Annotated in this window: 26 protein-coding genes, 1 other RNA gene and 1 riboswitch; of the genes, 16 read left to right on the top strand and 11 right to left on the bottom strand. The window is 36.3% G+C overall.

Translation table 11 applies throughout. The features are described from left to right. Positions 1-29 precede the first annotated feature (29 nt). The 5 genes from mgtE to FN756_RS10570 all read left to right on the top strand — a co-directional run bounded on the left by mgtE (position 30) and on the right by FN756_RS10570 (position 5,275). Entirely contained in the window at positions 30-1,412 is a 1,383-nt protein-coding gene (mgtE, locus tag FN756_RS10590) for a magnesium transporter (protein WP_142604090.1), read from the top strand. A 132-nt stretch (positions 1,413-1,544) separates the two neighbouring features. Continuing rightward, positions 1,545-2,573 (top strand): Holliday junction branch migration DNA helicase RuvB, encoded by a 1,029-nt coding sequence (gene ruvB, locus FN756_RS10585; protein ID WP_142604089.1) that lies wholly within the window; start codon positions 1,545-1,547, stop codon positions 2,571-2,573. Positions 2,574-2,665: 92 nt separating this feature from the next. Further along, positions 2,666-3,589, top strand: a complete 924-nt coding sequence (gene queG / locus FN756_RS10580; protein WP_142604088.1) for a tRNA epoxyqueuosine(34) reductase QueG — start codon at positions 2,666-2,668, stop codon at positions 3,587-3,589. Between the two features lie 155 nt (positions 3,590-3,744). Continuing rightward, the gene (locus FN756_RS10575) at positions 3,745-4,881 is read left to right on the top strand and encodes a sensor histidine kinase (RefSeq protein ID WP_142604087.1); all 1,137 of its coding nucleotides are present in this window, start codon (positions 3,745-3,747) and stop codon (positions 4,879-4,881) included. Next, complete coding sequence (locus FN756_RS10570; protein WP_142604086.1) at positions 4,868-5,275, top strand: response regulator; 408 nt, start codon at positions 4,868-4,870, stop codon at positions 5,273-5,275. The genes FN756_RS10575 and FN756_RS10570 overlap by 14 nt, the downstream gene beginning before the upstream one ends. 66 nt (positions 5,276-5,341) lie before the next feature. Here FN756_RS10570 and FN756_RS10565 read toward each other — a convergent pair whose 3' ends face one another. The 5 genes from FN756_RS10565 to mutS all read right to left on the bottom strand — a co-directional run bounded on the left by FN756_RS10565 (position 5,342) and on the right by mutS (position 10,892). Continuing rightward, positions 5,342-6,154 (bottom strand): 3'-5' exonuclease, encoded by an 813-nt coding sequence (locus FN756_RS10565; RefSeq protein ID WP_142604085.1) that lies wholly within the window; start codon positions 6,152-6,154, stop codon positions 5,342-5,344. 165 nt (positions 6,155-6,319) lie between these two features. After that, a complete protein-coding gene (locus FN756_RS10560) occupies positions 6,320-6,919 on the bottom strand; it encodes a thioredoxin family protein (protein ID WP_142604084.1) in 600 nt (199 codons plus the stop codon). A 5-nt stretch (positions 6,920-6,924) separates the two neighbouring features. Then, entirely contained in the window at positions 6,925-7,410 is a 486-nt protein-coding gene (locus tag FN756_RS10555) for a TlpA disulfide reductase family protein (RefSeq protein WP_142604082.1), read from the bottom strand. A 57-nt stretch (positions 7,411-7,467) separates the two neighbouring features. Next, positions 7,468-8,046, bottom strand: coding sequence for a C40 family peptidase (locus FN756_RS10550; protein WP_185955249.1), 579 nt, complete (start codon positions 8,044-8,046; stop codon positions 7,468-7,470). Between the two features lie 230 nt (positions 8,047-8,276). Further along, positions 8,277-10,892, bottom strand: coding sequence for a DNA mismatch repair protein MutS (mutS, locus tag FN756_RS10545; protein WP_142604078.1), 2,616 nt, complete (start codon positions 10,890-10,892; stop codon positions 8,277-8,279). Between the two features lie 171 nt (positions 10,893-11,063). Here mutS and FN756_RS10540 point away from each other — a divergent pair, with 171 nt between their 5' ends. Both FN756_RS10540 and FN756_RS10535 read left to right on the top strand, forming a co-directional pair. Further along, the gene (locus tag FN756_RS10540) at positions 11,064-13,019 is read left to right on the top strand and encodes an LTA synthase family protein (RefSeq protein WP_142604076.1); all 1,956 of its coding nucleotides are present in this window, start codon (positions 11,064-11,066) and stop codon (positions 13,017-13,019) included. A gap of 1 nt (position 13,020) precedes the next feature. Continuing rightward, entirely contained in the window at positions 13,021-13,953 is a 933-nt protein-coding gene (locus tag FN756_RS10535; RefSeq protein WP_142604074.1) for a hypothetical protein, read from the top strand. Between the two features lie 68 nt (positions 13,954-14,021). On the opposite strand, the gene ygiD is transcribed toward FN756_RS10535, so the two are convergent. Next, a complete protein-coding gene (ygiD, locus tag FN756_RS10530) occupies positions 14,022-14,843 on the bottom strand; it encodes a 4,5-DOPA-extradiol-dioxygenase (protein WP_142604072.1) in 822 nt (273 codons plus the stop codon). 170 nt (positions 14,844-15,013) lie between these two features. On the opposite strand from ygiD, the gene FN756_RS10525 reads away from it, so the two are divergent. From FN756_RS10525 to fsa, 5 genes are all read left to right on the top strand, one after another. After that, positions 15,014-15,985 carry a lipid A deacylase LpxR family protein gene (locus FN756_RS10525; protein WP_142604070.1) on the top strand — a complete coding sequence of 324 codons (972 nt, stop codon included), beginning with the start codon at positions 15,014-15,016 and terminating at the stop codon, positions 15,983-15,985. Positions 15,986-16,103: 118 nt separating this feature from the next. Continuing rightward, a complete protein-coding gene (locus FN756_RS10520; RefSeq protein WP_142604068.1) occupies positions 16,104-16,634 on the top strand; it encodes an RNA methyltransferase in 531 nt (176 codons plus the stop codon). Between the two features lie 3 nt (positions 16,635-16,637). After that, a complete protein-coding gene (locus FN756_RS10515) occupies positions 16,638-17,297 on the top strand; it encodes a YdeI/OmpD-associated family protein (RefSeq protein WP_142604066.1) in 660 nt (219 codons plus the stop codon). 138 nt (positions 17,298-17,435) lie between these two features. Then, positions 17,436-17,533: signal recognition particle sRNA small type (gene ffs, locus FN756_RS10510), an RNA gene on the top strand. Positions 17,534-17,620: 87 nt separating this feature from the next. Beyond that, entirely contained in the window at positions 17,621-18,292 is a 672-nt protein-coding gene (gene fsa, locus FN756_RS10505) for a fructose-6-phosphate aldolase (protein WP_142604065.1), read from the top strand. A gap of 82 nt (positions 18,293-18,374) precedes the next feature. Here fsa and FN756_RS10500 read toward each other — a convergent pair whose 3' ends face one another. The 3 genes from FN756_RS10500 to FN756_RS10490 all read right to left on the bottom strand — a co-directional run bounded on the left by FN756_RS10500 (position 18,375) and on the right by FN756_RS10490 (position 20,294). Then, positions 18,375-18,617 carry a hypothetical protein gene (locus tag FN756_RS10500; protein ID WP_142604063.1) on the bottom strand — a complete coding sequence of 81 codons (243 nt, stop codon included), beginning with the start codon at positions 18,615-18,617 and terminating at the stop codon, positions 18,375-18,377. Positions 18,618-18,717: 100 nt separating this feature from the next. Beyond that, positions 18,718-19,794 (bottom strand): DUF3810 domain-containing protein, encoded by a 1,077-nt coding sequence (locus tag FN756_RS10495; protein ID WP_142604061.1) that lies wholly within the window; start codon positions 19,792-19,794, stop codon positions 18,718-18,720. Positions 19,795-19,796: 2 nt separating this feature from the next. Next, positions 19,797-20,294, bottom strand: a complete 498-nt coding sequence (locus FN756_RS10490; RefSeq protein ID WP_142604059.1) for a D-glycero-alpha-D-manno-heptose-1,7-bisphosphate 7-phosphatase — start codon at positions 20,292-20,294, stop codon at positions 19,797-19,799. 126 nt (positions 20,295-20,420) lie between these two features. Here FN756_RS10490 and FN756_RS10485 point away from each other — a divergent pair, with 126 nt between their 5' ends. From FN756_RS10485 to FN756_RS10470, 4 genes are all read left to right on the top strand, one after another. Further along, on the top strand, positions 20,421-20,840 hold the full coding sequence (locus FN756_RS10485) for a DUF1761 domain-containing protein (RefSeq protein ID WP_142604057.1): 420 nt from the start codon (positions 20,421-20,423) through the stop codon (positions 20,838-20,840). 28 nt (positions 20,841-20,868) lie between these two features. Next, a complete protein-coding gene (locus FN756_RS10480) occupies positions 20,869-22,932 on the top strand; it encodes an OPT family oligopeptide transporter (RefSeq protein WP_142604055.1) in 2,064 nt (687 codons plus the stop codon). A 110-nt stretch (positions 22,933-23,042) separates the two neighbouring features. Next, positions 23,043-23,146, top strand: a riboswitch (SAM riboswitch). 216 nt (positions 23,147-23,362) lie between these two features. Next, complete coding sequence (locus FN756_RS10475; RefSeq protein WP_142604053.1) at positions 23,363-24,604, top strand: homoserine dehydrogenase; 1,242 nt, start codon at positions 23,363-23,365, stop codon at positions 24,602-24,604. A gap of 91 nt (positions 24,605-24,695) precedes the next feature. Next, positions 24,696-25,349 carry an ankyrin repeat domain-containing protein gene (locus FN756_RS10470; protein ID WP_142604051.1) on the top strand — a complete coding sequence of 218 codons (654 nt, stop codon included), beginning with the start codon at positions 24,696-24,698 and terminating at the stop codon, positions 25,347-25,349. A 2-nt stretch (positions 25,350-25,351) separates the two neighbouring features. Here the strand turns inward: FN756_RS10470 and FN756_RS10465 are convergent, their stop codons facing one another. After that, the gene (locus FN756_RS10465; protein WP_142604049.1) at positions 25,352-25,576 is read right to left on the bottom strand and encodes a PspC domain-containing protein; all 225 of its coding nucleotides are present in this window, start codon (positions 25,574-25,576) and stop codon (positions 25,352-25,354) included. Next, complete coding sequence (locus FN756_RS10460; RefSeq protein ID WP_142604047.1) at positions 25,576-26,844, bottom strand: DUF2851 family protein; 1,269 nt, start codon at positions 26,842-26,844, stop codon at positions 25,576-25,578. Before FN756_RS10460 ends, FN756_RS10465 begins: the two co-directional genes overlap by 1 nt. Between the last annotated feature and the right edge of the window lie 38 nt (positions 26,845-26,882).

Below are 26,882 nucleotides of genomic sequence, written 5' to 3'. Positions count from 1 at the left end.
ATTTATAAACCAATGTAAAAAACGGTACAATGATCGAGAAAATTCAAACGGATGAAATCCTGGACCTGATCAAGGAGCGCAAATTATTTGCCTTGAGAAAAATCATAAAAGATTGGCACCCCAGCGAACTAGCTGAATTGTTTGAAGATATTCCGATCGAAGACCGGGCCATTGTGTTTCGTATACTCCCCCACGATCTTGCTTACGATACCTTCGAGTATCTGGACATTAAAATTCAAAAAGAACTTCTTAAAGCTTTAGGGCAGGAAAAAGTTGCGGAGGTATTGAACGAAATGTCGGCAGATGACCGTACAGCTTTGTTTGAAGAGTTACCGGCTTCTGTAGTAAAACAGTTGCTGGAATTGCTTACTCTTCAGGAACGTCAGATTGCAAGCACTCTTTTAGGTTATCCTGAAGAAAGTGTAGGCCGTTTAATGACGCCTAACTATCTTAGAATTAAAGAAAATTGGACTGTTGCTAAAGTACTGGATCATATTCGTGTTTATGGCCACGAAAGTGAATCATTAGGCATTCTTTATGTAATTGACAGCAGAGGCAAACTGATCGATGAGTTAAAAATCAATGATGTTTTGCTGTCGCCTCTTGATAAAACAGTGAATGAAATCATGGATGGAAACTTTGTTTTCTTACATGCAAACGATGATAAAGAAAATGCCATTGAGGTATTTAAGCAATATGACCGCGTATCGTTACCGGTAGTGAATTCTGAAGATATACTTTTAGGTATCGTTACCATTGACGACGTACTTGATATTGTTGAGGAAGAAGATACTGAAGACATCCAGAAATTTGGTGGTATGGAGGCGCTCGAAGACTCCTACATCGAAACGCCACTTTTCGAAATGATAAAAAAACGGGCTGGTTGGTTGATTGTTCTTTTCATTGGAGAATTGTTTACAGCTACTGCCATGAAATATTTTGAAGGAGAAATTGCAAGAGCGGCAGTATTGACCTTATTTATTCCATTAATCCTTTCCAGTGGTGGTAATTCGGGTTCACAAGCAGCAACCCTTATTATCCGTTCACTGGCCCTAGGAGAAATTACGCTAAAAGATTGGTGGAAAGTAATGCATAAAGAGATCATATCCGGCCTTATTCTAGGTTCCATGTTAGGAATAGTTGGCTTTGCACGTATTGCTCTTTGGAGTACTATTTTCCCTAACGTATACGGTCCGCACTGGTTCTTTGTTGCTTTAGTTGTTGGCCTTTCATTAATAGGGGCAGTATTATGGGGAACACTTTCGGGTTCCATGATGCCTTTAATACTTGAAAAATTAGGTTTTGACCCTGCGGCTTCTTCTGCTCCATTTGTTGCTACGCTTGTTGACGTCACAGGTTTGGTGATCTATTTTACAGTAGCGTCTTTTATATTGAGGGGAATTCTTCTCTGATAGTCTGATAAATTTAAAAAATGAAATGTGCTGATAGGTTCAATTACAATCTGTACATTTCATTTTTTGCTTTCGAACAAATTGCCAAAATATTTAGTATTTTTCTACCTTTGAACGGTAATCTGATCAAACATGTTAAACCCCAATCTCGATCCTAATCCTGAACAATTAAGTACAACTGATAAAGACCTGGAACGGGTATTACGTCCGCAGGCTTTTGAAGACTTTACCGGCCAGGATAAGATTTTGGAGAACCTTCGAATATTTGTTAAGGCCGCACGCCAACGTGGAGAAGCCTTAGATCACGTCTTATTGCATGGCCCTCCCGGACTCGGCAAAACCACCCTTTCGCATATCATTGCCAATGAAATGGGTGTGGGTATCAAAATTACCTCGGGACCAGTATTGGATAAACCGGGTGACTTGGCCGGTTTGCTTACCAACCTGGAAGAAGGAGACATTCTTTTTATTGATGAGATACACCGTTTAAGCCCTTTGGTGGAAGAATATCTTTATTCGGCAATGGAGGATTACAAAATCGACATCATGCTGGAGTCAGGCCCTAATGCCCGTTCAGTACAAATATCATTAAATCCATTTACTTTAGTTGGTGCCACCACCCGATCCGGATTATTAACAGCTCCGTTACGTGCTCGTTTCGGTATAAATTCTCGTCTTGAATATTATGATGCAAAGCTGCTTACCACGATTGTACTTCGCTCATCCTCTATTCTGAATACGCCTATTACCGATGAAGGAGCGTACGAAATTGCTCGTCGTAGTCGCGGAACACCTCGTATTGCTAATGCTTTATTACGTCGTACACGCGATTTTGCCCAAGTAAAAGGTAACGGAAGTATTGATCCTGAAATTGCTAAATATGCCCTCAATGCCTTAAATGTTGATGAGCATGGCTTGGATGAAATGGACAATAAGATACTTCTAACCATTATTGAAAAATTCAAAGGTGGGCCGGTAGGCTTAAAAACCATTGCAACTGCAGTAGGCGAAGACGATGGTACCATTGAAGATGTTTATGAACCCTTCCTGATTCAGGAAGGTTATTTAATGCGTACCTCTCGCGGACGTGAAGCTACTGAACTTGCTTACAAGCACCTGAATAAGTTACATTCGGGAGGAAGAAACGCGACTTTATTTTAATGATTGAAGTATAGAATGATAGAAAGATCGAATAAAAGTAGTCAATCCCTCTATCATTCATCTTTTTACTCATTTTCACCAAAAACCACGAAATGTCAACATCAGCTAAATATTCTAAACTGATAAAAGCCGAGGCTAAACGACTGGGTTTTATGTTTTGTGGTATTTCAAAAGCTGAATTTTTAGAGGAAGAGGCCCCCAGATTAGAGCAATGGCTAAATCAAAATCGGCATGGCGAAATGAAATACATGGAAAATCATTTCGACAAACGACTTGACCCCACCAAGCTTGTTGAAGGTGCGAAATCGGTAATTTCATTAGCCCTAAATTATTATACTGATCAAAAGCAAGCTGATTCCAATGCACCCAAAATATCACAATATGCATATGGAACCGATTATCATTTTGTGATTAAAGATAAACTTAAACAGCTGCTCCATTTTATAGAGGAAGAGATTGGTGAAGTTAACGGACGGGCATTTGTTGATTCTGCTCCAATTATGGATAAGGTTTGGGCAAGACGAAGTGGTTTAGGCTGGGTCGGTAAAAACACTAATCTGATCAATAAAAAACACGGTTCTTTCTTTTTTCTAGCTGAACTGGTGGTTGATTTAGAATTAAATTATGATCATCCGGTAGCTGATCATTGTGGAACCTGTACACGTTGCATCGATGCCTGTCCAACCGAAGCAATTACGAATAATTACCTAATTGATGGAAGTAAATGCATTTCTTATCTCACCATTGAATTGAAAAATGAAATCCCAGCTGAGTTCAAAGGGAAAATGGACAATTGGATGTTCGGCTGTGATGTTTGCCAGGATGTTTGTCCTTGGAATCGTTTTTCCCTAATGAATAATGAAGAACTCTTTCAGCCAAAACCCGATTTACTGCAAATGAGTAAAAAAGATTGGGAAGATATAACGGAGGATGTTTTTCAGAAACTTTTCAAAAACTCTCCTGTAAAACGTACTAAATTTTCAGGGTTACAACGCAATCTTGATTTTCTAAAATAGATTACTATCCCCCACAAGTTCTCCCTTAATTTAGTTTTTCATTTACTTGAAAATAAACTATTTAAATACTATCTTACTAGTAGAATCCTAAATTTGCTTCCTAAGTAACTTATAAGTTTCTATACTCAGAAGCCGTACTGTTTAATAAAAAAAAGGTGTTAAAAATTAAGGAATCCGAGCTCTGGGAAGAGAAACTTCACTCTATCTTTTCTAATGAAATGATAGGAGTTGGGTTTTCTGATGTGAATAAAATAGTTTTAGAAATCAATCAGAAATATGCGGATATACTAGGTTATCAGCGTGAGGAAGTTATTGGTAAAAATTGGGAAGAATTTTCAGATCCTAAATATGGTGAATATGACCTAGCAAATTATCAAAAGATATTAAGGCATGAAATCACTCAATATACGGTAGAAAAAAAGTACATCAAAAAAGATGGTTCAAGGATATGGGTTGAAATAGCCGTGCAACCAATATACAAACCTGATCAAAGCATTGATTTTTTTATTGTATTGATTCGAGATATCAATCAAACGAAATTGGCTTTTGAACAATTAGCTGAACAGCTCGAAATCACCGAGAACTTATTAAAAAAACTGGAATATCAGCACGAACTTCTGAAAGAGTTTGCTCATATCACTTCGCATAATCTTAGGGCACCGGTTGGCAATATTGTGAGTCTTATTGAATTGTATAAAAATCAAAAAATTGATAGTGAAGAAGATCGTAAAATACTGATTGAGCAGTTTGAAAATATCACTTTTAATTTACAGGAAACGATCAATACTGTAGGGCAAGCACTTGAAATTCAAGAGCAAACCAATATTAAAATAGAAACTATTCAATTCGGTGAGTTGTTTCAATCCGTATTAAAGGGTTTAATTGGCAAAACTCATGATCTGGATTTTGATCTTGACCTTAATTTTTCAGCGTGCCCTGAGGTAAATTACTCAAGAACATATCTAAAAAGCATTTTTCAAAACCTACTTTCAAATTCCATAAAGTATAGATCAAACGAAAGAAAATTAAAGATAGAAGTCACTACTTTCATACAAGAGGGGAAAAAAGTGCTCACTTTTAAAGACAATGGATTAGGAATCAACATGGATAGAAATGGCAAATATCTTTTTGGATTAAACAAAACCTTTCATAAAAGTAAAAATTCTAAAGGAATAGGATTATTTATTACAAAAAAGCATGTTGAAGCAATGGGTGGTAAAATTTTTGCAGAAAGTGTAGAAAATGAAGGTACCACCTTTACACTAATTCTCAACCAGTATGAAAAGTATTGACAATTTATGTGTTATAGATGATGATAAAGTATGTCAATTCATTATAAAAACTTACGCAGCAAAACGTTCGCTAGCCAAAAACATGCAGCTTTTTTCTGATGCAAATGAAGCACTCCAGTATTTAAAAAACACATCTACTGATCCTAAAAGACTGCCCGACATGATATTACTTGACATTAACATGCCAATAATGGATGGCTGGACTTTTTTAGAGGAGTTTCAAAAAATCAGAGAAAACATGCATAAAGATATTATTATCAATATGATCACTTCCTCTATCCAAGAAGACGATATGTTGAAATCAAAAAGTTACAGCGATGTTGCTGGTTTTTATGTAAAACCCCTTAATGAAGAACTTATTATAAATATGTTTGAACACCTACCCGTTGAATAATCACAAGTTAGCAAACAAAAAAGCTCTGCTAGGTTAACTTGGCAGAGCTTTTTTTATCTATCGAAATTACTTTTTCTTAAATGCGTTTCGTAATCTAATTTCAGTAAGTTTCTTTTTGGTGTAGAGTGGAAAATCACCGTTCATCATCCAATCGTAATAAGTTGGTTCTGTAGTAAATACATCCTCAACTGGTTTACCTTTGTGCTTGCCAAAATTAAACAACTCACGTCCTTTAACATCGTATACCATTCGGCCAGCAAAATCAACCACATCGCGTATATACGTAAACTTATGTAAAGCCTCCACATCGTTTACTACAGGCACGTATTTCTTACCCGATTTATCTTCAAACTCTACCCCATCATATTTTTCCAACTGAGCTAAAAACACTTCGTAAGTAGCTTTGACATCCGCCTCTGCTGAATGTGCATTTTCAATCGACTTATTGCAATAAAACTTATAAGCAGCTTTCAATGTACGTTGTTCCATTTGGTGGAAAATATTCTGCACGTCTACCAGTTTACGACCTTCAATATCAAAGTCAACTCCTGCACGAAGAAACTCCTCCATCAACATCGGTACATCGAACTTATTTGAATTGTATCCCGCTAAATCGGAGTGCTCAAGAAACTGAGCTAAACCTTTGGCGATTTGTTTAAATGAAGCTTCATCTTTAACATCTTCATCATAAATACCATGAATTAATGACGACTCAATTGGAATAGGTATTAGCGGGTTAACTCGTTTGGTTTTTACTTCGCTGCTCCCGTCCGGCATAATTTTCAGAATGGAAATTTCAACAATACGATCCGAGGCTATATTAACACCCGTTGTTTCAAGATCAAAAAATGCCAGTGGGCGTTTAAGTTTAAGTTGCATGCTTATAAGTTAGTTATTGGTTAATGGTAAATAGTTATTGGTTTTATAAATTTTGATAATAACTAACCATTATTAATAAACACCTGAACTGTTATCAGGCTATAAAATGACAATTCCCGTCAAAAGTCGGGAATTCTCTTTAAATATTAACAAGTATTTAAAACTCTAAGTAGTTTTCTTCCATTTAATACCGCAACCAATTGCTTTGGTCATCGTTACTGCGGGAGTTTTGTTAGCCAATAAAGCGGTAACAGCATTTTCAACGTATTTTATTTTTGCTGGATCACTTCCCTCTGTATCGTTATCAATCGCTCCGATGTATTCTACTTTTAAATTAGAGCCTGCCTTCTTCAAAACAAATACATGAGGCGTTTTGGTGGCTCCATAAGCCTTTGCAATATCCTGACTCTCATCAAATGCATATGGGAAACTGTATTTCATTTCAGTTGAGCGTTTTTTCATGTTATCAAAAGAATCTTCCGGATAATCATTCGAATTGATCGCAATAACAGGATAACCTTTCATGGCAAATTGTTTATCGAGTTGCATAATTCTGCTTTCATATGCTTTTGCATACGGGCAGTGAATGCAGGTGAATACTACAATAAATCCTTTGGCAGATTCATAATCAGCCATTGAAACTGTTTTACCATTTACATTTTTAAGTTTAAAATCAGTTGCATTATCACCAACCTTATAACCGCTTTGGGCAAATGCCATCGTTGTAGCAAAGCATAGCATTAACATTAAAATTGTTCTTTTCATAGTTCTTATTTTTTAGTGTTGAGATATGTTTTTTTTAATTCGTCGTATTGAAATTCTTGTTCGTAAAAACTACCTATTCCTTTACTCTTATTAATGATTAAAGTCCCTGGAAGAGCTCCGGACCATTTCTCACTAACGTTATCTATAACAAATCCTTGGTCTTTTTCATCCAGCAGTACTACTTCACAATTTCCTCCCATCTTTTTCACAAAAGGTTCAACATTGGTTTCCAGCTTTGATCGAAAATCCATACTGACCAGTATCACTCTCAACTTATCAGTTTTAAATTCGTTTTGTAATTGCAGAAAGTTGGGCAGTTCTTTTACACATGGCCCACACCAGGTAGCCCAAAAGTTTATTACGTAGGTAGTATCATTGGCCTGTTGATAACGCTGTTCAAGCACTGAAAATTTAATAGGTTTTACTACTTGTTGAGCCAACGAAACTGCAGACAACATGACTAAGCAAATAAGTACGACTATTTGTTTCATGATTAAAATTAACGAATCAACTCAATTTAAAATTACAGGTAATGGAAAAATTACAACTTACCTCACCTCTCCTCCAAAACTATAATGTGATTTGTACCATGCATCATATAAATTACTTATCATCACACCTTTACTGGAAGCCGCGTGAACAAAACGACCCTTTTTAAGGTAGATACCCACGTGTGAATTTAATTTTCCATCGTAATTCATAAATACGATATCGCCTTCTTTCAAATCGGTAAATGCTTTTTGACTCACAATTTTCTTTTGTTCACTGGTTGTTCGCGGCAATGCGAAATCATATACATTTTTATAAAGCAATTGGGTAAAGCCTGAGCAATCGATGCCTTGTTTGGTAAGTCCACCGATACGATAAGGAACCCCAAACCAATCATCAATAAATCTGTAGAGCTGAACATTGGTTCCTATCTCCTGCTCATCGATACTCATTTCCTGAGCATAATAAGCCAGTAAATACTTATCCTTTAACGTTAGCTTACCATACATTTTTGCTGGCATTTCCGCACGAGAAAAAGAATCGGAAGAAAGATTTTTTTTTGCCTTGCAGGAAATCAAAAAGCTTGAAATTGTGAATAGAAGAATTAATTTATGGCCGGTTTTAATCTTTTCTGGCATTAATCTCATTGTGAAACTTGCAGTTTAAAAATCCTCAGTTTTAGCCAAGATAAATAAAAATTACAACCGTAATCTAAATCAGAGTCCGGAATGTCAATTTTATCTTGAATAAAAACGGTACTTATTCAGGAAGTCGTTTGAGAGATAATAATTTGCAGAAAATTCAAAACGAAGTCTAAGCATCCGTTCAAAAAAACAGCGACTTAAACTCCATTTTAAACTGATTGAAACTATTCTATTAGTTTCTGAATTTCATTTAGTTTGATCAATGCTTCTACCGGCGTTAAAATATTTACGTCCAAATCGGTGAGGGAATCTCGGATCTTAATCAAAATAGGATCATCTAACGAAAAAATATTCAATTGCATTTGATCGTTTTTTTTGAGTTTTTTCACACTATTCTTGATGTGATTTTCTCCTGAAGAACGCTCATCTTCCAATTTTTTAAGAATGATATTCGCCTTATTCACCACTTTAGCCGGCATTCCTGCCATACGTGCCACATGAATACCAAAACTATGCTCACTACCTCCACGCACTAATTTCCGCAGAAAGATCACTTTATTATCCACTTCCTTAATCGATACATTGTAGTTCTTGATACGCGAAAATTCAGCTTCCATCTCGTTCATTTCATGGTAATGCGTTGCAAACAAGGTTTTAGCTTTGGCAGTTGGGTGTTCATGCAGGTATTCAGCAATGGACCACGCAATTGAAATTCCATCGTAAGTGCTGGTTCCGCGACCAATTTCATCGAGCAAGATCAGACTTCTGTTCGATAGGTTATTTAGGATACTTGCCGTTTCATTCATCTCCACCATAAAAGTTGACTCCCCTGTAGAAAGGTTGTCGGAAGCTCCAACACGCGTGAATATTTTATCGACAATTCCGATTTTAGCCGCCTTGGCCGGAACAAAACTTCCAACTTGCGCCATCAACACAATAAGAGCTGTTTGACGAAGCAAAGCTGATTTACCAGCCATGTTTGGGCCGGTAACAATAATAATTTGTTGTTGCTGATCATCCAAAAAAACATCATTAGGAATATATTCTTCTCCCAATGGTAAACTTTTTTCAATAACTGGATGGCGGCCCGCTTTAATGTCGATGACATTTTCTTCGGAAATCTCAGGCTTATTAAATTTATTTCGAACGGCAACGGTGGTAAAACTCAACAATACATCCAACATCGCCACCAAATAAGCATTAAACTGTATGGGTTTGATGTATTCCGACATGCTTAACACCAAATCAGCATATAACTTGGTTTCAAGCGTAAAAATCTTTTCTTCCGCCCCTAAAATTTTGTCTTCGTATTCTTTAAGTTCGGGTGTGATGTAGCGTTCGGCATTAACTAGGGTTTGCTTACGTATCCACTCGGCAGGAACCTTGTCTTTGTGTGCATGCGTAACCTCCAAATAATAGCCAAAAACGTTATTGAAGGAAACTTTTAGGGAAGTAATACCTGTGCGCTCAATTTCTCGACGCTGTATTTCAAGCAAATAATCTTTACCGCTGAATGCAATTTTACGAAGCTGATCCAATTCCTCCGAAACTCCTGATGCGATCACCCCACCCTTATTGATCAATGCGGGTGGTTCTTGATTCAGTTCTTTTTCAATCTTCTCCCTGATCAATTTACAAGGGTTAAGTTGATCAGCGATTTTACGAAGGCTTTCCTGCCCAACCTGTTCACATACCGTTTTGATTTCAGCGATAGATGCCAATGCCCTTCCTAATTGCACTACCTCTCGCGGATTAGCTTTTAATAATGCAACTTTTGAAATGAGCCGTTCCAAATCACCGATTGGTTTAATCATACCTAACAGCTCCTCACGCAACTCGGCATTGGTGAACAAATAATCAACTACTGCCAAGCGCTCATCGATGAGCACCTTTTCTTTTAATGGCATCACCATCCATTTACGAAGCATTCGTGCACCCATTGGAGATGCCGTTTGATCCAGAATATGAATGAGTGGCGTAGCGCCATCATTATTGGCAAAAATTAATTCGAGGTTACGAATCGTAAACCGATCGAGCCAAACGTATTTATCTTCTTCAATACGAGAAATGCCCGAAATATGCTGTACGTTGCGGTGTTCTGCTTCATGTATGTAGTGCAAACACGCTCCTGCCGCTATAACTCCATGTTCTAGATTTTCGATTCCAAAACCTTTTAATGAAATTGTCCCGAAATGTTTAAGCAGCGTTTCATTGGCATAGTCCTGACCAAAAATCCATTCATCAACAGCATAGGTATAGAACTTATCACCAAACAGACTTACAAAATCACGACTTTTCGATTTCTGAAAAATAACTTCAGATGGTTTAAAGCTCTGCAATAATTTATCGATGTAATCACTAGAACCCTGGGCAACCAAAAACTCGCCGGTAGAAATATCTAGAAAAGAGATTCCAAAACTATTTTTCTCAAAATAGACCGCTGCAAGGTAATTATTGGATTTATTATTAAGGATATTTTCGTTATAAGCAACGCCCGGAGTTACCAATTCGGTCACACCACGTTTTACAATGGTTTTAGTTGTTTTTGGATCTTCCAACTGGTCACAAATGGCAACCCGTTGCCCGGCACGAACCAATTTAGGGAGATAAGTTTCAACTGAATGATGGGGGAAACCCGCCAATTCGATGTGAGAGGCTGCTCCATTAGCACGTTTGGTTAGTGTTATGCCTAAAATTTCTGAAGCTTTAATAGCATCTTCACCAAACGTTTCATAAAAATCACCTACACGAAACAATAGCAAAGCACCCGGATATTTTGCTTTAATCTGGTTGTATTGTGCCATTAAAGGCGTTTCTTTGATTTCCTTCGTTTTAGCCAAAATTTAAATCATTTAAGACGGCGAAAATACGCAGAGTGCTCGGGTTCAGCAACGTTGAGTTATAAACATTTTTCATTTTCTCAAACCATATAAGGTTTCTATATTTGACGCTCACAAATAATTAAACACAAATTTGTTATTCGGTTAACAATAAAATCATAAAACCATTTCATGAAATTAGCTTCAAACAGATACAGTTTGTTAATCCATATTTTTATACAAACTGTCATTTTATCGTTCCTTGTTCGCCTGGCGTTATTAGTATGGAATTTTAATGATCTTCAACTTTCCTTTTTAAGTACAATTAAAATCTTTGGACTAGGATTGATCTACGATGGCGCTGTAGCTACTTTTTTCATCCAAATTTATGCTTTGTATTTGCTACTGCTTCCGCAAAAGTTTAACAATGCTCTCTTTAATAAGGCATTCACACATACTTATTTCTTCCTAACAACTCTGATCCTCATATTTTCGTTTTTTGCGGAGTTTACTTTCTGGGAAGAGTTTGGAAGTCGCTTTAATTTTATCGCGGTCGATTATTTGATTTACACCTATGAAGTTGTTCAAAACATTAACCAATCTTATCCTTTACCTCTTTTAATCGGTGGAGTAGTTGCCTTTACCTTGTTATTACAATGGATTGCCGTTAAAAAAGGTTCTTTCCGTCGTTCTTTTGAATCTAAGACTTCAATACCAGCACGTTTTGCAATTACCGGAGGATTCGTACTGTTTGCAATCCTGCATCTTTTCATCTTTAATAACGGTCAGGCAGAATGGAGTCAAAACAGGTATGATAATGAACTCACAAAAGCTGGTATTTACTCATTTGGTGCAGCTTTTAAAAACAACGAACTTGATTACGATACCTTCTATTTAAAAAATGATATTGATAGTGCTTTTAATGATGTACGAAAATTAGTTGCAGACAAAAACACTCAATATGACGGGCAAGAAATCCGTTCAATTAAGCGCAGTATTGAAAATGGAGATAGCAGCTCAAAGCCAAATGTGATCATGATTACTATTGAAAGTTTTAGCGCTGACTTTTTAACAAAATTTGGTAACAAAAACAAAATCACTCCCTTTCTGGATAGCTTAACCGATAAAAATGTATTTTTTAATAACATGTATGCAACCGGAACACGTACTGTTCGAGGCATGGAAGCTTTATCCTTATCCATCCCTCCTACGCCGGGAAGCAGCATCGTAAGAAGACCTAATAACACGCATTTATTTACTGTAGGAGAAATTTTTGCAAAAAAAGGATATGCACGCAGTTTTATTTATGGCGGTGATGGCTATTTTGATAATATGAACCAATATTTCGGGGGCAATGGATTTGATATCATAGACCGCGGAAGAGGTTATTTAATGGGCGATGAGTTTACTGCCAAACGAACTTTGATTGCTGACAAAGACATTCATTTTGAAAATGCCTGGGGAATTTGTGATGAAGATATTTACGATGCTGTAATCAGGGATGCAGATGAAAAGCAAAAAAACAATAAGCCATTTTTTGATTTCGTTATGACAACCTCCAATCATCGTCCGTATACTTATCCAGCTAATTGTATTGATATCCCTTCCGGAAGTGGTCGTGATGGAGCCGTTAAATACACCGATTATGCCATTCGTAAATTTATTTCCAAAATACAATCAAAGCCTTGGTTCAAAAACACGATTATCATTTTAGTAGCCGACCATTGCGCAAGTAGTGCCGGTAAAAATGAAATTAATGTTTCTAAGTATCATATCCCTTGCTGGATATTGAATATTCCGAAAACAGAACCTATGCAAATTAAAAGCCTTTGTTCTCAAATTGATCTGTATCCTACTTTGTTTTCAATGTTAGGCTGGAAATACGACAGCAATTTGTTTGGTAAAAATGCATTGGAATTTACCCCTAATACAGCTCGTGCTTTTGTTGGAACTTATCAGAAATTAGGGTATATGAAAAATGATACGTTAGTAGTTTTGGGCCCTCAACAAAGTGTTAGTTCCTATAAATGGATCACAGATAACAGTAAAGAAACTCCAATTAAAGATAGCCCAAGTTTGGTTAAAGAAGCAGTTTCGTATTACCAAACAGCCAATTACTTATTCAAAAATGGCGGTTTAAAAAAGTAGTATGAAAAAATATACTATTTTAGGTAGTATGAAAAACATACCTCTACTATCCTTATTGGCATTATTGACCGTATTGGGTTGCAAAAGAGAATTCAGAAAAAAGGAGCTTAAATTCCAAAACATGCTGTATGGCAAGGAGTGGGTTGAAATTAAGCGAAATAATATTTGGGGGGGATTATACAGCAATTATGGAGAACGCTACAAAGCAGATTGGGATTTAATTATTGATTCCAGTGGTTTTGTCAATTCGAAAATTCCTAAAAAGAAAATTAACCATATTCTGCTGGGTACTGATTCACTGTTACAATGGGATAAATACAAGTATAGGGTTATATCTCTTAAAGCTGACACCCTGGTATTGCAATACATCCCCAATAAGGGCGATACAATCAATAAACCTCATAATCTGACTTTTATACCTAAAGTAACTTATGATAAGCTGAGCATCGACCAAAAGAAATTTTCAGTACTTTCAAAGATAGACACTCTATTTATGCGAAAACTAGCCGATTCGTGTAAGAGCAACCCTTTGTATCGTTTTCATGGTGAAACTTTTCCTCGATTAATTCCTTTAGTGAGTAATGTTTCAGTAGATACTTCTACCTTTATCAGTGACGGTTTTCTGGGCACCCATAGAGAAATTGAGTATAACGTACAAGAGTTTAATTCGAATACTAAATATCAACATGCTTATTCCGGTAAATTCATTGTTCGTGAAAATGGGGAGTTAGCTGCTTTTGATGTGGGTTTACTGGCAATGTATGAAACAATATTACCGGAAACTGCTAAGTACATTGAACAGTTTATGAAAAAAAGTTTTAAATATATACCCGCTACAACCCTTGGCGTTCAGCATAACACCTATGTTTATTTTACTTTAGTCAGAAATCCGCAAGCTAAATCAGAATCAACAAAGCAGATTGCGCTGCGCTAAAACATAGAATATATAAGAAAAAGCTCAAGCATTTTAACATCTTGAGCTCTTTGCTTTTTGAAAGGTTCTTATGAATTAAATAGAACTGTTCTCATTGAAATTGATTTTAGATCCATTCCTTCTACTGGAAAAGAAATATGATCTTCTTGCTGCTGCAAACCGATAGTATAAAGTAGTGGTAAATAATGTTCTGTTGTTGGAATTGACAACAAAGCTTCTTTGCCTAATTTTTCATATTCAATTAATGAACGGTGATCTCCCTCTGCTAACATATTTTTCACTTTCTGATCAAATTCTGAAGCCCAGTCGTAAGGTGAACCTCCATGAAAATCAGCTAGATGAAGGTTATGCACTACATTGCCACTCCCTATAATTAATACTCCCTTACTTCTTAAAAAAGTTAATTCCTTTGCCAATTCATAATGCCAAGATGCCGGTTTTGTATAATCGATACTAAGTTGAAATACAGGAACATCAGCATTTGGAAACATTTGGGCTAAAACCGACCAAGTACCATGATCTAATCCCCATTCATGATCCAATATTATTTCGGCCAACTCAATTTGTTGTTTTACTTGTTCTGCCAATTCCGGACTTCCCGGAGCAGGATACTGAACTGCAAAAAGCTTATCAGGAAAGCCTCTAAAATCATGTATTGTTCTTGGTTTGGGCATAACAGTAACAAATGTCCCTCGTGTTAACCAATGTGCTGAAATGACAAGAATAGCTTTGGGCCTTTCCATTTTTTGCCCAATCAATTTCCATCCCCGTGTATATTCATTATCCTCAACAGCATTCATTGGATTGCCATGACCAACAAAGAGTACCGGCATTTGCGAACTATTTTGAGCCAGTTCAAGATGCGTAACCCAATTTTTTAACGAAATCATCACTCTCCTATATTAGTTCTCACTACAAATATATAAACATTGGATGTTTAAACATATAATATTTAAAAGCAAGAATTTCATAATGTTAAAAACAAAAGTCATATTTTTCCAAAAAAAATGATCTCTAAATTGAGAACGATCAGGATAGTTTTTTAGTGAGAATTAATAAGATGATAGGAAAAAGGAAACTATTAACTTTAATCATTACGGCATTTGCATGTTTATGCAACCGCACTTCCTTTTCACAAACGATTAGTCTTCGAAATCAGATAAGCACAAAAGTTGACAATGATGTTTTTACACTATCACGAGTTGATCGTTATTATACAAATGGCTTATTTGCTGCTTATCAAACAGCTTTGAAACATAATTCGGTTAAAATTGAAAAAACACTCTTTAGCGCCGAAATTGGTCAGGAAATTTTTACTGCATACTCAGTTCGAAATAAAGATCCTCAAAAAATTGATCGTCCTTTTGCCGGATACCTATTTGTTAAAGCCGCAACGAGTTTTTTATATAAGAGAGAACAAAAGCTTTCCATTGCAATTAATTTAGGAGTAATCGGGCCTACTTCAGGAGCTGAAAGTTTTCAAAAAAATTATCATGCTTTATTTGGTTTTGCTAAGCCTAACGGTTGGCAGTATCAAATATCAAATATGCCGGTAATTAATGCGAGCGGTTCTTATAGCTTTCCGCTTTTAAAATCTCCTAGCGAAAAGCGTTCATTTGATTTAACGGCCGATACATATGCCAACTTGGGCACCGCTTTTAACGGCGCAGGTGCAGGCTTAATGATTCGATTAGGAGCAATAGAAAAATTGTTTCAAAGTGAAAGTTATAATGCACGAATAAGTAATAAAGTAACATCTGATTTCGCACGAAAATTTGAACTCTTCTTTTACACCAAACCGATGATCAATTACGTACTGTATAATGCAAGCATAGAAGGTAGCTTGTTTAATACTTCCAAAGGCTTAGAGATAAGAGAAAATATAGTTCCTTGGGTTTATAGTCAAGAATTTGGAATAACATATGCACACCACAAATTGGGTATCAATCTGCATTACAATTATAACACCCATGAATCCGAAAAGGCTAAGCATCATCTATATGGCTCCATCGGAATAAATTACCGCTTCTAAGTTTTCTTCAATTGATTAAGTTTTATAAAATAAACATTCAAAGTCTAAATATTGATTACAGCCTAAGTTTACCGCTAACTGAAGACTGTTTCTTAACTTGCAACTTTTTAATAATCTCATGCGCAAATTAAAACTCGACGAATTAAACCGTGTAAGTGTTGAAGAATTTAAGGATCAGAAAAAACTACCAATTGTAGTCGTACTTGATAATGTTCGTAGCATGCATAATGTCGGTTCTATTTTCAGAACCTCTGATGCTTTGGCCTTAGAAGGAATTTACCTTTGCGGAATTACGGCACAACCTCCTCATCGCGAAATTGAAAAAACGGCTTTAGGTGCAACTCAATCAGTTGATTGGTTTCATTTTAAAAATACAGAGGAAGCCGTTGCTGATCTCCAACTGGAAGGTTATACCGTTTTAGCAATTGAACAGGCCGAAAACAGCACAAGTCTACTCGACTTTAAACCTAAAAAAGATAAAAAATACGCCCTGGTGTTCGGTAATGAAGTAAATGGTGTGGACGAAGCTGTGATGAAAATGGTAGATGGTTGCATTGAGATTCCTCAATTCGGCACAAAACACTCTTTTAATATTGTGGTAAGCATGGGTATGGTTGGCTGGGATTTTTTTACCAAGTTACAAGGATAAGCTGTGAATGCGCTAGCTAAAAAGCTCTTTATAAAACCTGGCAAGCAACTTTTATTGGTAAATGCACCTGCAAATTATCTTGAGTTGTTACAACCTTTGCCCGAAGGTGTAAATATTTCGCATGATATTGAAGGTAAGACCGATGTGATACTACTTTTTGTTAAAAACAGCACTGAACTTAATCATGGGTTGGACTCAGTTTCAAAAACACTAATGCCTGATACCGTGTTTTGGATTATCTATCCTAAGAAAAGTTCAGGCATTAAATCAGATTTGGAAATGATACAGGGCTGGAATGAACCTGCCAAATATGGATTGAGAACGGTTGCTGCTGCTGCTTTTAATGATACCTGGACTGCATTAAGGTTTCGCCCTAAAGAATTGGTTAAAAAATCGGACGTCTGCAATTCAGAAATTCCTAAAAATGATTATTATGAATTTGTTGATGTACACAATAAAATCATTACCCTCCCACCCGATTTAAAATCAGCCATGGAGCAACAAGCTTTGTCCCTTGATTTCTATGAGAAACTATCTTATTCGAACCAAAAAGAGTATGTGCTTTGGGTGTTAACTGCTAAACAAGATAAAACGCGTGTTGATCGAATTCAGAAAACCCTCGAAAAATTGATCGCTCAAAAGAAAAATCCGTCGGAAAAATAAGTTACACGAGTTTAAAATGAATAATTTACAGTTTCGTTTTCACTAGATAAAAACCTCACAACCAATCAAGTTACAACAAATTTTTATTTTTTTTAATTTAGATTAGCAAAAATCACAAAAAAACGTACTTTTGTGACGGGTAAGTCTTATACGACCAGCTCCCATTGAACTCCCCCAGGTTCGGAAGGAAGCAAGGGTAGATGGTTGTAGCGGTGCGATATAAGGGGCTTGCCCATTTTTTATTTTTTCTCGGTTACATTACAAACCAATCAATTAGTAAAATCGCGAATCTCAACACGCAAATCTCATATCTCAATAAAATAATGAAGTTTTTCATAGACACGGCCAACCTGGCACAAATCAAAGAAGCTCAAGATTTAGGCATTTTAGATGGTGTTACCACCAATCCTACATTGATGGCTAAAGAAGGTATTACAGGCGAAGAAAATGTAATGGCACATTACAAAGCAATTTGCGATATCGTTGACGATAAAGTAAGTGCAGAAGTAATTTCTACTGATTATGAAGGTATGATCGCTGAAGGCGAGAAATTAGCAGCTATTGATAAAAAGATCGTTGTTAAGATCCCTATGATCAAAGATGGAATTAAAGCATTGAAATACTTTTCTAAAAAAGGTATTCGTACAAATTGTACTTTGATTTTCTCTGCCGGTCAGGCTTTATTAGCTGCCAAAGCAGGTGCAACTTATGTTTCTCCATTTGTGGGCAGATTAGATGATATTTCAACTGATGGTACGCAGCTAATTGAAGATATCCGTATTATTTTTGATAACTACGGTTACGAAACTGAAATCTTAGCTGCATCTGTTCGTCATCCTATGCACATTATTAGCTGTGCTAAAATTGGTGCCGATGTTATGACAGGTCCACTATCAGCAATTCTTGCATTGTTAAAACACCCATTAACTGATTCTGGTTTGGCTCAGTTCCTTGCCGATCATGCTAAAGCTGCAGATTTAGTTCCAGCTAAATAGTTTTTTTTAAAAATATACAAAAAATAAAGGCGATCTACTTGGTCGCCTTTATTTTTTGTCGGATTCATAGATAGATGTATAATTATTTATCCATATCTGTCCAATCTTTGCCCTGACCGATGATTGCATGAAATATCATAATAAGCATTAAGCCAGCAGCCCCTGCAATAAAAATATAAAGGCCAATTGTTCCAAGCTTATCAGCGAATTCATTATGACTTCCGAGCATTACAGAAAACAATTTGATTGCTAATCCGATAATAAAGACTGCAGTAAAGCCCCTGACTAAGAGACCAATTTTACTGATGTGCAAATGAGCTTTCATTTTCAATTTATTATTTCAAAAAAAGAAACAATAAATATACCATAAATATATGATTTTCAATTATTTATACTCAAATCATTACTATAATGAAACACTAAAATTATTGAGCGTAATAAGCCATAATTAAACCCACAAAATCGTTGTAGCTTTTAATTCCTTTGGGCTGGTTATTGCCTTTAAGAAAAATGTCGTAGTACCATGAAATATAGGGTTCAATAGCATTTTGATGAGCAATTATAAATTGCTTGTATTCTTTCAAGTCTTTTCGAACACCTTTATGTAATCGCTCTACCATCATTTTGGAGAGTTCTTTATCTCTATAACCTAGAGCCGAGTTTACATACGCAAAAGCTTCCAAGAATGCAGAGTATTTTGAAAAGTTATTTTTTGATTTCACTGCTGCCAAAAAGCCAATAAAGTTAGCTTCTTCTTCGGCCCCAGCTCCTGTTTGGTGAGCTAACTCATGACTAATAGTGAAGGGTTGAAAGTTTTGAGGTATTAATGTGTTAACCTGAGCCTCGCCTGTAAAAGGATTGTAATAACCTGAAATACCGGCATAACTCATCCAATTGCTAAAAAACGATTTTTTTGTTGAAAAATACTCAAAATTATAGAGCTTACTATCAACATAGTTTTCTTCCGTTACTTTAAAAAGATCCTTATTCTTTAGCTCTGATTTGTATTGAATCGTATCATTTTGAACTAGTTGATCATGATAGTAATTAACGCTATCAACAAGTTTCGAGGCGAGGTTTGATAATTCCGGGATTTCAAAATCCTTTAGCCTTAAATTCATTCTTTCAGCAAATGGCTTCCGATAATAATTTATTCCCCATAAGAGCATAAAGCAAATATAGGCTCCAAAGAAAAAATTAATCGTTTTAACAAGAAAACGAAGCACAATCTGGCTGCGTGTATCGTTGTTCACCGGATTAATCAAATGCTGTATCGTTTTGTACAAAAAGAGTATTACAGCAATTACAAAGGCAGCATAAACGAAGTCGCCAAGACTAATCGGAAGCCAGCCGGTAATGGTACGGGCAGTGAGAGAGATATATGGATAAATTCCTAAAGAATACCATTGTTCAACTCGTTCAGATGAGCTAACAAACCACTGAATAACGATTATTAAACCTAGCTTTCCTAATAATGGACGCAGGAAGTTTTTATTCGACATACTTATACTGAAAAGCCCGGAACTAAATGCAGTACTTCTGAGAGAGGTTGATCACTATCAATTAAAATACCTTTTATGCCCGCCTTCTCTCCTGCCTCTACATCACGTTCGCGATCTCCAATAAAACAAGCTTTATTTTTATCAATATTGAATCGGGCAATTGCCTTTTCGAGCAGCAAAGAGCCCGGCTTGCGACAAAAACAATTTCCGGTATACTCAGGATGATGATTACAATAATAAATTTCGGCAAATTCTACTCCGTGCATGGCAAATTGTCTTCTTAATTCAGTATGCATACTTTGTAAAGTAGCTTCGGTGTACCAACCTTTGGCCAACCCACCTTGATTAGTAACTACGATGAGTAAATAACCAGCATCATGCAATTGTTTTAAGGGTTCGTAATTATGTTCAAGCACTTGAAAATCAGCTAATGTACACACATAATCACCTAGTTCTTTATTTAATACACCGTCACGATCAAGGAAAACTGCTTTATTCATATTTAGATTTAAGTTTTAAGATGTGATATAATATTGGACCTCTTCTTCCAATTCTCATATCATATTTTGCAAATATGAAGATTTAAATATCTTTACGAAACTCATATTCAACCTAAACAAAATATCATGTTAACAAATTTCTTTTCACAATTTAATCTTTGGGCTGTATTGGTGGCTTCAGCTGCATATTTCATGCTTGGTGCGATTTGGTATTCCCCTGCTTTATTTGCCAATAAGTGGGTACAGGCTATTGGAAAAACAAAAGAAGAGTTGCGAGCGGGAGCGAATCCATCAATTTACATTAGTACATTTATTTCTATTGCTATTTCGGTTATCGTGCTTTCAGGAGTAATAAAACTCTTAGGAGCCAATAGTGTTATTGAGGGTCTTGAAGCCGGTTTATTAATGGCGGTAGCTTTCGTTGGAACCTCATCACTGATCAATTCATTATTTGCATGCCGCCCACGCGAACTCTACTACATTGACTTAGGGTATCATACGGTAGGTTTATCAGTTGCAGGTATTATTTTAGGAATCTGGCGTTAAAAAATAAAACACTTGTAATCAACACGTCATGGAGGAAACTATTATATCAACACCTACAAGCAAACAATTTAAACCTTATATCTCGCCCGATAGGCAGGTAGCAGAGTTTACGTTTAAATCAATTATCCTGGGTGCTGTTTTCGGAATTATTTTCGGGGCAGCTACAGTTTACCTAGCATTAAAGGCAGGATTAACCGTTTCAGCTTCTATTCCAATTGCTGTACTTGCCATTTCATTGGGTCGTAAATTTTTTAAAACTACTATCCTTGAGAACAACATTATTCAAACTACCGGTTCGGCAGGTGAATCAATAGCTGCTGGAGTTGTATTTACCTTACCGGGCTTTTTGTTTCTAACAACCGGTACAGATGGAAAAAGTATTGGTACAGATTATTTCACATACTGGACAATTTTTACTTTAGCAGCCTTTGGTGGTATGCTGGGAACATTAATGATGGTTCCATTGCGTCGCTCATTAATTGTTAAAGAACACCAAAACCTACCCTATCCTGAAGGAACGGCTTGTGCTTCGGTTTTGATTGCCGGCGAAAAAGGCGGTGATTTTGCCAAAACAGCTTACCAGGGATTAAGCTTTGCGTTTCTTTATGCAATTTGCCAAAAGGTTTTCCATCTCATTGCTGAAACGCCTACTTGGGCAACCAAACAAAGTAACAAGTTTTTCCCCTCAGCTACTTTAAACGGAGAAATTACTCCCGAATACATGGGTGTAGGCTATATTATCGGTCCACGCATAGCGGGCGTGTTGGTAGCCGGTGGCGTATTGGCTTGGTTAGGTTTAATTCCCTTACTGGCGTCATTAGTTCCTGCAGAAACAATCGCAACTCAATTAGTAAAATTAGGTAACCTTAAAGATTTGGCCACTTCCGGTGGACCTGGTGGATGGAATCCGGTAACTCAAACATTTACGGATACCGCTGCTGCTGTTTACCGTGCCTACGTTCGTCAGATAGGTGCAGGAGCTGTAGCGGCGGGAGGTTTCATAACCTTAATTAAGACTATTCCTACCATAATAAGTTCATTTAAAGAAAGTATCGAATCGTTAAAAGAAGGTCAAACCGAAGCCAACACTTCGCGTACCGATCGCGACCTTTCATTTAAAATTGTAATTACCGGCTGTATCGCATTGGTATTGTTGATGATGTTTCTTCCTCAGATTCCGGGTGATTCAATTCTAAACAAATTCCTTATCGGAGTTTTGGTAATTGTATTCGGATTTTTCTTTGTTACAGTATCAAGTCGAATCGTTGGCCTCATCGGATCAAGTTCAAATCCTATTTCAGGCATGACAATCGCCACTCTAATGGGCACGTGCCTAGTATTTGTAAGTGTAGGTTGGACCGGCAAAATGTTTGAACCAATGGCACTAGTAGTTGGAGCAATGATCTGTATTGCAGCTGCGAATGCAGGTGCTACTTCACAAGATTTAAAAACGGGTTTTATCGTAGGCGCTACGCCTAAATATCAGCAATTGGCTTTATTCGTTGGAGCAATTGTTTCAGCTATTATCATTGGTATAACAATCAAAATTCTTGATACGCCAACTCAGGCCATGTTGAATCAAGGTATCTCCCACGCTATTGGTAGTGATGCTTACCCTGCACCTCAAGGAACCTTAATGGCTACCCTAATCAAAGGGTTGCTATCGTTCAACCTCGATTGGCAATTTGTATTGGTAGGGGTATTCTTATCGGTGACCATGGAACTCTGTGGTATTTCATCACTTTCGTTTGCTGTTGGAGCTTATCTCCCGCTTTCAACTACACTTCCCATATTTGCAGGAGGTGCAATTAAAGGTTTAGTGGATTGGAGACTGAAAAAAGAACATAAGCATGAAGATGAAGAATTAGGAAAAGGAAGCTTGTTTGCAACCGGTTTAGTAGCTGGTGGCGCCCTGGCTGGTGTATTGATTGCTTTTGCCCTTGCATTTTACGGAGAAAGCATGGGAAAGATCAGTTGGGAAAATGGCCTTACGAATTCATTAGGAACTGGCGGATATCAATTGCTTGGTTTCGCAATCTTTGTAATCATGGGTATTGTACTGTTCCGAACTGCTGTTAAAGAAAAAGATTAAGGTTGCATACAGTATAGAGACTGTCTCAAAAGGATGGTCTCTTTTTTATTTTTTTTTTGAAGGCATTCAAAAAAATTTACTTTCTTTGTACCTAATTAGTTCTTTACAATCACTTATCCAGAAAGACTGAGGGACAGGCCCGATGACGTCTTAGCAACCATTTCATTGAAAAAGGTGCTAACTCCTGTGGTGTTTATACACCTAAAGATAAGTCAGTTGAGTTGTCATTATTCTTAATCAAGATATTTTCAAACCTCTTCTGATAATGGAAGAGGTTTTTTTATGCCCATCTCCCCCGTTTTTCTGGTAGTCTATTGAAAGGAAAGAATCAAAAAACCAGAATAAAGAAAGCAAACCTCAGGTTATGAGCCCTTATGTTCTTTATTCGGTGTAGTATTGATTTTCTATTAAATTTAACGGATAACTGAATATGAGTACAAAAATTAAACTGGGATTATTTGGATTTGGCTGTGTGGGCCAAGGTTTATACAATGTATTAAACCAAACGGAAGGTATAAAAGCTGAAATAATAAAAATTTGTGTGAAGAATGGATCAAAATCACGTTCGTTGCCTGATCATTACTTTACTCTTGATAAAAATGAGCTGCTAAACAATAGCGAAATAAACGTTATTGTTGAAATGATTGATGATCCTGCAGCTGCTTTTGAGATTGTTAAATCAGCATTAAAAAGCGGTAAAGCGGTAGTTTCAGCAAATAAAAAAATGATTGCCGACAATTTCGCTGAACTGCATTCGCTTCAACAAGAATTTAACGTACCCTTGTTATACGAAGCATCTGCCTGCGCCAGTATTCCTATTATTCGTAACCTGGAAGAATATTATGATAACGACTTATTAGGAGCAGTTGAAGGTATCTTTAATGGTTCAACTAATTATATTCTTACCAAGATATTTAAAGAAAACCTCGACTTTGATACAGCACTTCGCCAGGCTCAGGATGCAGGTTTTGCAGAAACAGATCCAACTCTTGATGTACAAGCTTTTGATCCTAAATATAAACTTTGCATCATTTTGGCACATACTTTCGGACTGTTTGTAAATCCAGAGGAGATATTTAATTATGGTATTCAAAACCTTTCAACTTTCGATATTAATTATGCCAAAGAGAAAGGTTATAAAATAAAACTGGTAGCCTTTTGTAGAAGGTTGGAAGATAAAATCATTGCAGGAGTTTTACCGCGTTTTGTTAAACCCGAAAACAAACTCTCTGCGATTGAAAATGAATACAATGGCATTTTAGTTGAAAGCGCATTCACGGAGTATCAATTCTTTGCAGGCAAAGGTGCAGGAAGCAATCCAACAGGATCAGCAGTTCTTTCTGACATTTCCGCTTTAACCTATAACTATAAATACGAATACAAAAAGTACAATCGAAATAAACTTGAAATCAGTAATGATTTTCAAATCGAAGTGTATGTTAGATATAGCACACGAAAAAGCATTGATCTTTCCCTGTTTTCTAATATAAAAGAAACTTATACAAATGCTGATTCAGGCTATATTGTTGGCTCTATATCCTTCGGTGAACTCCGCAATTCTTCCTGGATCAATCGCTCGGATGTAAATGTGATTGTATCCGCCGAAAACAAATTCGTATTAAACAATAAAACAGGAACAACTGTAGCAGAATTACATGGAGAATTAGCTTAAAAAATAATTATCGAAATTAAATTAAAAAGAGTTGTGCATTTTACACACAACTCTTTTATTTTTAGAACATTATGAATAATTTTAATATTCTATGGAACGCTCACTCGAACTCATTGAAGCTATCGAATCATGCCGGAATGCGCGTGTTCAAGAGCTACTTATAGACCAACCCACTCTTGTAGAAACCAGAACTCAGAATGGCATTTCTATCTTGATGTTGGCTGTCTATCACCGCAATATCGAACTCATTAAATTACTGCTGAGAGGTCGTAAACAATTAAATATTCATGAAGCTTCTGCATTAAATGAAACCGGCTTGTTGGATGAATTATTAGATTGTGAACCCAAAGCTGTAAATTCTTTTTCTCCTGATGGATTTACTCCCTTAGGACTTGCTTGTTTTTTTGATTGTTTTGATACGGCCAAATTATTAATAGAAAATGGTGCCAATATTAATATGGCATCTCAAAATGATTTTAAGGTGGCTCCTATCCATTCGGCAGTTGCAAGTCAAAATTGTGAAGTAACGCAACTCCTTATCCTCCATAAAGCAAATGTAAATGTTAAACAAATGAATGGAGTTACTCCCCTACATTCAGCAGCTCATAGTGGAAATAGAAAAATTGTTGATATGCTTTTGCAGGCTGGAGCTGAAAAATATGCTACCATGGAAGATGGCAGAACTCCTTTGGACATGGCCAAAGAAAAACAGTTTCATCACTTACTAAGCGATATTTTAGCCTAAAACTAATTCTCCCAAAAATTAGTTCGCCTATTGAATTTGAAATACCGACGAATATCAAGCACAATTGCAGCGAGTAGATAGAATATAATAGGAAAACCCACGGCTAGAAAAGAGGAGTAAATAAAAAACAAGCGTAATTTTGATAATGAAACATTGAATCTATCAGCCAAATAACTACATACTCCAAATGAGCGGTGCTCAAAATAACAAATGATTCGTTGAAACATTATTTTAAAATTTTAACTCCTATACTACAATTTAAGCATTTTTTTCTATCACAATAGAATTTTTTGAGCTCGATTAAAGCCTGCGACTGTAATGCATTTTCACTTTTAATTCCTAGTTCAGTATAAAGTTTTGTAACCTTATTATTTTCAGTTGGAAGAAATTCAAGCAAATTTAAAGCTCTATCCATATATGATGGTACATTTTTTTGCTTCCCGTAGAGAAATAAGAACGGAACTATAACATTAATTAGTATCAAGTCTATTCCTGCATTTCCAATTTTCTTTACCGACCATTTTGATTTTTTATCAAAATGGTAGTGTTCATTCCAATATTCACTCGCTTCCACTTCCATTAATTGCTTTATTTTTTTTGCATTTTCTGTATCTAAAATTTTAGAAAACAAATGATTGGATTTATATATTAAATCAGCGAACTGAGCAATTCGAATGGTTGGAAAATTAGCCGGTCTTAATCTTAAAAACTTCCATACATACTTTTCGAGTGGTTTAAGGCCATTTTTATGAGCTAAAAATTTGTATTCCTTGTGAAGTCTTTGAGCATATGCATCTTTTAATTGCTCATTTAAAAAGCCAGCTTGGCCAAATAATAATGCTTCAATCTGAAAATGGCTATTTTTATGTTTTGCATATAAATTATGTGGAATTGAGCGTGCTAACTGAATAAATGGATCAGCATTAATCTTAAAACCAAAAGCAGCTGCCATGAACCTGTAAAAAGTTTCCTCCCAATCACCCTTATTTCTTTCCAACTCATCGTCTAATAACTGAATTTTGGTTTCCAAACGCTCAACCACTAACCTATTCAACCAGGTATGAATTAAAAATGGATCGACAGATTTTAATAAGGACGAACATGGAATTTCATGCACAGTTTCTGAAAGGCCTGAATATTTACTTAATAAGCCGGTTCCAATTTTATTTTTCAATTCTAATGTAGGCAGATGCACGCCATTCGTCAACTGTATGTGTACATCATCTTCAAAAACCACATGTAAAATGGTGCTATCATAAGAGCGATCCGTAGAATGGCCATGTTTTAGCCAGTCGGATGAACACTTATGGATTTCTATATTTCCAGCCCAAAGTGTATCTCCTATTCGCAACCGGGCATCAAGAAAGTCTGGACCGGCATCAGCATTGTGATAGCCCGAATGAATGATTTCAATTTTTTCGTGATTATTTGTACACAGGTCATTCAGCTCAAAAAGCTTGTACTTCCATACAAAATGGAGAAATTCTTCAGTCATAACCTAGGTAGAGTAAGTGTTAACTGAAAATAGAAAAT

Source organism: Solitalea koreensis (assembly GCF_900182575.1).
Taxonomy (GTDB): domain Bacteria; phylum Bacteroidota; class Bacteroidia; order Sphingobacteriales; family Sphingobacteriaceae; genus Solitalea; species Solitalea koreensis.
This window is presented reverse-complemented; position numbering and strand designations above follow the sequence as displayed.

Coding starts and splice junctions, on each gene's coding strand:
- mgtE (WP_142604090.1), top strand. CDS start 30: ATGATCGAGAAAATTCAAACGGATGAAATCCTGGACCTGATCAAGGAG.
- ruvB (WP_142604089.1), top strand. CDS start 1,545: ATGTTAAACCCCAATCTCGATCCTAATCCTGAACAATTAAGTACAACT.
- queG (WP_142604088.1), top strand. CDS start 2,666: ATGTCAACATCAGCTAAATATTCTAAACTGATAAAAGCCGAGGCTAAA.
- FN756_RS10570 (WP_142604086.1), top strand. CDS start 4,868: ATGAAAAGTATTGACAATTTATGTGTTATAGATGATGATAAAGTATGT.
- FN756_RS10565 (WP_142604085.1), bottom strand. CDS start 6,154: ATGCAACTTAAACTTAAACGCCCACTGGCATTTTTTGATCTTGAAACA.
- FN756_RS10560 (WP_142604084.1), bottom strand. CDS start 6,919: ATGAAAAGAACAATTTTAATGTTAATGCTATGCTTTGCTACAACGATG.
- FN756_RS10555 (WP_142604082.1), bottom strand. CDS start 7,410: ATGAAACAAATAGTCGTACTTATTTGCTTAGTCATGTTGTCTGCAGTT.
- FN756_RS10550 (WP_185955249.1), bottom strand. CDS start 8,046: ATGCCAGAAAAGATTAAAACCGGCCATAAATTAATTCTTCTATTCACA.
- FN756_RS10540 (WP_142604076.1), top strand. CDS start 11,064: ATGAAATTAGCTTCAAACAGATACAGTTTGTTAATCCATATTTTTATA.
- FN756_RS10535 (WP_142604074.1), top strand. CDS start 13,021: ATGAAAAAATATACTATTTTAGGTAGTATGAAAAACATACCTCTACTA.
- ygiD (WP_142604072.1), bottom strand. CDS start 14,843: ATGATTTCGTTAAAAAATTGGGTTACGCATCTTGAACTGGCTCAAAAT.
- FN756_RS10525 (WP_142604070.1), top strand. CDS start 15,014: ATGATAGGAAAAAGGAAACTATTAACTTTAATCATTACGGCATTTGCA.
- FN756_RS10520 (WP_142604068.1), top strand. CDS start 16,104: ATGCGCAAATTAAAACTCGACGAATTAAACCGTGTAAGTGTTGAAGAA.
- fsa (WP_142604065.1), top strand. CDS start 17,621: ATGAAGTTTTTCATAGACACGGCCAACCTGGCACAAATCAAAGAAGCT.
- FN756_RS10500 (WP_142604063.1), bottom strand. CDS start 18,617: ATGAAAGCTCATTTGCACATCAGTAAAATTGGTCTCTTAGTCAGGGGC.
- FN756_RS10495 (WP_142604061.1), bottom strand. CDS start 19,794: ATGTCGAATAAAAACTTCCTGCGTCCATTATTAGGAAAGCTAGGTTTA.
- FN756_RS10490 (WP_142604059.1), bottom strand. CDS start 20,294: ATGAATAAAGCAGTTTTCCTTGATCGTGACGGTGTATTAAATAAAGAA.
- FN756_RS10485 (WP_142604057.1), top strand. CDS start 20,421: ATGTTAACAAATTTCTTTTCACAATTTAATCTTTGGGCTGTATTGGTG.
- FN756_RS10480 (WP_142604055.1), top strand. CDS start 20,869: ATGGAGGAAACTATTATATCAACACCTACAAGCAAACAATTTAAACCT.
- FN756_RS10475 (WP_142604053.1), top strand. CDS start 23,363: ATGAGTACAAAAATTAAACTGGGATTATTTGGATTTGGCTGTGTGGGC.
- FN756_RS10470 (WP_142604051.1), top strand. CDS start 24,696: ATGGAACGCTCACTCGAACTCATTGAAGCTATCGAATCATGCCGGAAT.
- FN756_RS10465 (WP_142604049.1), bottom strand. CDS start 25,576: ATGTTTCAACGAATCATTTGTTATTTTGAGCACCGCTCATTTGGAGTA.
- FN756_RS10460 (WP_142604047.1), bottom strand. CDS start 26,844: ATGACTGAAGAATTTCTCCATTTTGTATGGAAGTACAAGCTTTTTGAG.